Raw genomic sequence first — 6,047 nt, forward strand, 5'->3', positions numbered from 1 at the left:
CTGGTCAGCGCTCGTAGAGGGTGATCGCGCCTTCGGCGGTGCGGGCGAACCGGATCCGGTCGCCGGTCGCCAGTCGCCGGTGCAGCGCGGGCTGGATCTCGACGTCGTTGAGGAAGGTGCCGTTCGGGGTCGGGAGCGGCTCGACCCACGCGGCCCCGTCGGCGTCGACGCGCACCACGGCGTGGGCGCGGGAGACGTTCGGGTGCTCCCGGAACAGCTGCCGGTGGTCGCCCAGCCTGCCCAGCTGGGCGCGCTCCCCTTCCGACAGCTCAAGCTCCCCGCCGGGGAACTTGATGTGCAGGGCGGGCGGGGTCAGCGGACGGCCGCAGGACATCCTCGTGCACCGGGTGTTGCCGGCGGCGGCCTCCTGCCCGCAACGCCAGCAGCGGTCGAGGCTCCACGCCATCCGCCGCTCGGCGCCCGGGCCTGGCGCGTGCGCACCGTCCGCGGCCCCGGCGGGCGCCGGTCCGGGTGCCGCCGGTTCCGGGCCTGCCGCCTCCACGAGGGGACACATGTGCACCGGGCACAGGGATTGGTCGTCACCGAACACTTCCGACCGGTCCATGGTGCAGACCCGGCTCATCGGGGGCCGCCCGGGGTGATCCGCGCGGTCAGGCCGGGCCCTTCGTCTTCGTCACCGGGGTGCAGTGCGAGAACCTCGACCAGGTCGCCCTGTCCGGCGTTGTCGTCGAACAGCTTCCGGGCCAGCGGGTTCACCAGGTTGCTTTCGAGCAGGTTGCCGACGCCGCGGCCGCCGTTCTCCTGGTCCGAGGAGCACAACCGGGCCAGGGCCGCGCGCGCGGGCGGTGCCAGTTCCAGCCGGACGCCCAGCTCGGCGCGCACCTTGGTGATCACGTTGCGCAGCTGCAGCTCGAAGATCCGCTCGGCCACCTGCGGACTGATGTAGTCGAAGATGACGATGTTGTCCCCGAACCGGTTGAGCAGCTCCGGCCGCTTGAGCACGGTGGTGAAGTGTTCGCGGATCTCTTTGCGGACGCTCTTCTCCAGCTCCGGATAAGGGTCGCCGGGTTCGACCAGGCGGTAGGTGATGTCCTTTCCTTGTTCGGTTCTCTCGGTTTTCATGATGCCGAGGTTCGAGGTGAACACCAGGACGCATTCGGAGAAGTAGGTGGTCACACCCTGGCCGTCGGTGAGCCTGCCGTCCTCGAGGATCTGCAGGAACTTGTCCAGCACCAGTGGGTGCGCCTTCTCGATCTCGTCGAACAGCACCACCTGGAACGGACGGCGGCGCACCGCGCCGGTCAGTTCGCCGCCCGCTTCGAAGCCGACGTACCCGGGCGGTGCGCCGATCAGCCGGTCGGCGGCCTGCTCGGCGGAGAACTCGCTCATGTCGAACCGCAGGTAGGCCTGCGCGTCACCGAACAGCAGCTCGGCAACCTGCTTGGCCAGTTCGGTCTTGCCGACGCCGGTGGGGCCCGCGAAGAACAGCACGCCGCGCGGCCGGTGCCCCGAAGTGCGGGCCTGGGCGCCGGACAGGCCCAGTGCCGCCCGCTTGAGGATGTCCAAGGTCTTGCTCACCGCGCGGTCCTGCCCGAGGACCCGCTCGGCGATCACCTGTTGTCCCTTGGTGATCTGTTCGCGGACGCTGGTCCGCCGCCAGAGGTTGTCGTCGATCCCGAGCTTGAAGATCCGCGTGGCGTCGGCGATGCGGTCGACGCCCATGCCGCGGTCCGCCGCCAGCCGGGTGATCTTGAGCATGGAGTCGAGGGTCATGCCTTCGGTGAGGCCCGCGAACTCCTCTTCCGGCGGCAAGCGGCCGGGTTCCGGCTCGGCGGCTTCGGGCAGCAGGGGGATCAGCAGGCCGGCCATCTTCTGGCGGTCGTCGAGGGTGGGCATCGGCGCGGCCACCGTGCGGATCGCCTCGATCCCCGCGGTGAACCAGACCGGCAGGTCCCGTTCGCCCTCCACCAGCCAGATGACCGGGTTGTGCAGGGCCCGCGGCCGGCCCGGGTACTCGTACCGGGGCGCGGTCAGCGCGAGTTTCTGGAAGAACAGGAACTGGTCGCGCTCGGCGGGGTCGAGCTGGGTGGGGGAGCGGACGAGCCGGGAGGCGTGGTCGACGACGAAGGCGAGCCGGGCAGGCGGACGTCCCGCGCAGGCCGCCTGCGTACCCGCGGCCGGCCGCGCGCTGTCGGTTTCGGGGGGCGGTTGCTCGGCTGCCCCGACCACCTTGGTCAGGTGGACCCGCAGGCGTTCCGGGGACGGCCGCCTGCCCAGCACGTTGGTGCCCAGCACCTGTTCCACGGCCCGGTGTGCCTCGTCCGTGCCCGGGTGGACGCCGAGGCCGGCGACGGTGTCGTAGGTGACCAGCGCGTCGAACCCGGCCGGGCGCAGCACGTGCCACAACAGCGGGAGCGTCGGCATGACCTGCACCGCGCCGCCGTCCTCGACCAGGAACGAGTCGCGGATGTTGCCGTGCAGCACGTATTGCGAGTGCACCGCCAGCGTGCCGGCGATCTCACCGGCGAAGGCGGGCACCCGGCGCTGCTGCGTCACGACGGACTCGGTCGTCATCGGCCGTCCTTGTACCGCTGCAGCGGCGCCTGTGTGACGACGTCAGTGTCCGGGGCCCGGCCGCCGGACACCTGGGGTGCGGTTTCCGCGAGCTGCACCCGCACGCCGGCCGCGGCGGCCGCGTCGGCGACGGCCCGGATGCCCGCGTTCGCGACGGCGCAGCGTTCTTCGCCGATCAGCTTCTCGCTGTCGCTGGTGGGGGCGTGGGCCGCCTCGAGGTGGTGCTCGACGAGGTTGCCGTCGCGCACCCGGACGACCATGGAGTGCTGGTCCTGCCATTCGGCGCGGGCCAGCCGCAGACCGGTGAAGCCGTCGCCCTCGAATGTTTCCAGCACCTCCTGGCCGTCGTCGGTCAGGTGCTTGCTGACCAGATCGACCAAGAACCTGCGGTCGGCAACGCTCTCGGCCCACGCCATCAGGCAGACCGCGTCCGAACGCAGCTCGGCGGTCAGCTCGCGCGCTCCCGTGACGACCTCGCGCAGCGCGGTCGCGGTCCGGCGCAGCGGAGCCGGCGGGTCGATGCCGGCGACGACCTCGGCCAGCGGACCGTCCTCCAGCGCCGACACCCAGGTGGCGGCCAGCCTGCGTCGCTCGATGCGCGGGTTGAGGGTCGTGACGATCTTGGACCGCAGGCTGCTGAGGTACACGGACTGCTCGCTGCGGCCCGGGATGGCCGCGGCATCGGCCAGCACCTCGTCCCGTTCCTGCGTGGTGGCGTCCGGGTCGAGCAGGCTGATCACGTCGGTGATCGACGTGGCCGCGACGGTGGCGGGCCGCCGGGTGTGCCGGTCGCCGGCCGCGCGACGGTGGCGGTCCAGCTCGGCCGAGATGTCGGTGCCCGCCAGGCTGGTCTTCGCCGTGACGGTGACCCGCAACGGCGGCGCGGCCGCGTCCAGTTCCTTGTGCAGCCGGGCGATCTCGTACTCCGTTTCGGACACCCACTGGACCACGCGGACGGAACCGACCTCGGCGGAAAGCGTCAGCGGACGCGGGACGACCAACGCGATCCCGGCCGCTTCGGCGCGTGCGCGGACCAGGCGCAGCCGGGCGTTCACCGCCACGACGTCGGCCATCGCGCGCCGCCGCCACTGACCCGCCGCTTCCGCGGCCTCGATCGCGGCGATCTCGGCTTCGAGCCGGGCGCCCGATTCGCCGAGCGCGCGAACCCCGCTTTCGGCTGCGCTGTTGACCGCCCGGGCCACCAGCACGGCTCCGGCGGTCACCGCGAGCGCACCCGCGACCACAATGGCCCCCGCCGCGACGATGGGCAGACCTACGGGCGCGACGGCCACGGTTCCAGAACTCATGGCTACCTCCTCAGGGATGGGATGACGGACGGTCGTTGCGCGGGCGCGCCAGGATCTCCCGCTCGCGGCGGTCCTGGTCCCGCCACGCCACGGCCCGCTGGACCGTCCACGGCAGCAGCGAGAAGGCGACGGCGAAGGGCAGGACGGCGGGGGCGAAGACGGTCAGGACGATCAGCCCCAGCACGACCGCCAGGGCCACCGGGCCGGCGATCCGGAGGGCGACGAGCCTCCTGGCCAGCCTGCCCGCCGCGACCCGGCCCGCCCCGAGCAACGAGTAGGCCGGGTGGAACCGCCCGCCGCTGTCCCACGCCAGCACGCTTTCCGACACGAGGCCGAGCAGGAGCGCGGCGGCCAGGCCGACCCACGAGTCGACGATCTGGACGTCGGAGGCGAAGCCGACCACGTCGCTGAGCCCGACGAGCGCGAACAGGACGGCGGCGATCGCGGCGACCCCGGCGGCGGCGTAACTGAGGGCCTGCGGGCGGTTCTGCCGGCGGGACCAGTCACGCAGGCCTTCGGTGCGACGCAACCAGTCCTCGTGGGCCTGCCGCGCGCGGGCTTCGTCGGCGAGGCGTGCCGACTCCGCCTCCGCGTGGGACACGAGGGCCATCGCGATCCAGTGGTGCTTCGGCTCGGCGACCAGATCGGAGAACCAGCCCAGGCCGAAGGCGTGCGCCCGCTCGTCGAGCGCGCGCCGGATCTCGCGCTTGTTCTCGGCGCTGGCCGTCGCCGCGAGCAGCGCCAGGGACAGCGCCCGGCCCCGTTCTTCGCGGAGGAAGAGCTCGGCGGCCCGGCGCGCTCCGGGTTCTTGCACAGCGCCCGCCTGCGTGGCGAGATCCCTTTGCGCCACCGGCCAGTCTGCGCGGACCTTCGCGAGCCCGGCCCCGCTTTCGCCGTCCTCGGTCGCGCCGCCCATGACGAGCAAGCGGAGCAGGTCGTGGTCCCACAGCTCCGTGACGATGTCCGTGCTCGGGACGATCTCCTCGTAACCCTCCTGCGCCAGCAGGGCGAGGCGGCCGGGCGCGATGTTCCACCGGCGGTACCAGGGTGGGAAGGTCGGGTCCACCGTCCGGATCAGGTGCAGCAGGCGGACGTCGGCGGGCACGCGGCGAGCGGGTGCGGGGATGTGGATGCCGTCGTCGGGGAACGTCGCCAGCCATGCGAGCAGCCGGTCGCGTGGTCCGTTGTCCTCCCCGCACAGGACCGACAGGGACAGTCCCCAGTCCTCGATCAGGTCCGCGGCCAGGGTTCGCCGGTCCCAGTATTTTTGTCCGGCGAATTCGTACGGCTTCGCCGCCCGGGCCGCTTTGGCGTCCGGGGGCGTGGACCTGCTGACCTCCGGCCGTTCGCCGCGCAGCCAGGCGCCGACCTGCTCGGTCCCCCAGCGTTCTTCGACGTCGATGGTCAACAGGCCGTCGCAGAGCAGCCGGATGCCTTCGTCGGCGACCTGGCTGGTGTCGAGGGGGCGGGCGATGAGCCGGCTGCGGATGATGTTCCGCTCCTCGATCCCGGCGAACAACGCTTCGCCCGTGGCGAGTTCCAGCACGCAGACGCCCAGGGACCACCAGTCGAAGGCCGGCCGGATCTGGCCACCGGCGAACTCGGGCGGGGTGTAGGGCACGGTGCCGACCCCGGTGTCGTCCCGGTGGTCCTCGCCTGCCGGCACGTGGACGGCGATGCCGAAGTCCGCGATTGCGACCGTGAGCGGCTCGCGTCCCCCGACGAGGAGGTTGGCCGGCTTGACATCGCGGTGCACGATGCCCGCCCGGTGGATTTCGGCGAGACCGGACGCGAGCTGGCGGACGATCTCCGTCAGGACGTCCGGAGCGACCCCGGCGGGGTGCCGGTGCCGCATGTCCAGCAGGGTGCCGCCGGTCAGGTGGGGCATGACCTCGTAGAACCGGTCGCTGTCGACGCCGGTTTCCTCGTAGCCGACGACGTGGGCGGGGCAGGCGCCGCTGAGGAGTTCGACGACCCGGTCTTCCGGGCGCCAGCCGGGCCGGTGCACCTTCAGCACGCGCTGCGCGTGGTCCGAACGCCGGACCACGTGGTAGATGTCCGCCTGGTTGCCCGAGCCGCTGATGTCGAGCTCGACCAGGAACCGCTCGGCGAGTCCCGGGGGCAGCCCGGGCGAGCTGCCGCGCGGCCGGCTGCGGCCGGGGTCGAATTCGGTCGGCGCGCCGCGGTCCAGCGGTACCCGCCCCG

General features: G+C 72.4%; 4 protein-coding genes. All 4 read right to left on the reverse strand.

Annotated elements, in window-relative coordinates; genetic code table 11:
* Positions 1 to 4 precede the first annotated feature (4 nt).
* Positions 5 to 565, reverse strand: coding sequence for an FHA domain-containing protein (locus tag ACWDN5_RS34040; protein WP_449679177.1), 561 nt, complete (start codon positions 563 to 565; stop codon positions 5 to 7).
* A gap of 14 nt (positions 566 to 579) precedes the next feature.
* On the reverse strand, positions 580 to 2,535 hold the full coding sequence (locus tag ACWDN5_RS34045) for an AAA family ATPase (protein WP_449679178.1): 1,956 nt from the start codon (positions 2,533 to 2,535) through the stop codon (positions 580 to 582).
* On the reverse strand, positions 2,532 to 3,842 hold the full coding sequence (locus tag ACWDN5_RS34050; RefSeq protein WP_449679179.1) for a hypothetical protein: 1,311 nt from the start codon (positions 3,840 to 3,842) through the stop codon (positions 2,532 to 2,534). The genes ACWDN5_RS34045 and ACWDN5_RS34050 overlap by 4 nt, the downstream gene beginning before the upstream one ends.
* 10 nt (positions 3,843 to 3,852) lie before the next feature.
* On the reverse strand, positions 3,853 to 6,047 hold a 2,195-nt coding region (locus tag ACWDN5_RS34055), incomplete at its 5' end, for a protein kinase domain-containing protein (RefSeq protein ID WP_449679180.1).

It is taken from the genome of Amycolatopsis sp. NPDC003731 (assembly GCF_053586895.1).

Excerpts from the sequence above, each read along its gene's own strand:
- ACWDN5_RS34050 (WP_449679179.1), bottom strand. The coding sequence starts at position 3,842 with ATGAGTTCTGGAACCGTGGCCGTCGCGCCCGTAGGTCTGCCCATCGTC.
- ACWDN5_RS34045 (WP_449679178.1), bottom strand. The coding sequence starts at position 2,535 with ATGACGACCGAGTCCGTCGTGACGCAGCAGCGCCGGGTGCCCGCCTTC.
- ACWDN5_RS34040 (WP_449679177.1), bottom strand. The coding sequence starts at position 565 with ATGGACCGGTCGGAAGTGTTCGGTGACGACCAATCCCTGTGCCCGGTG.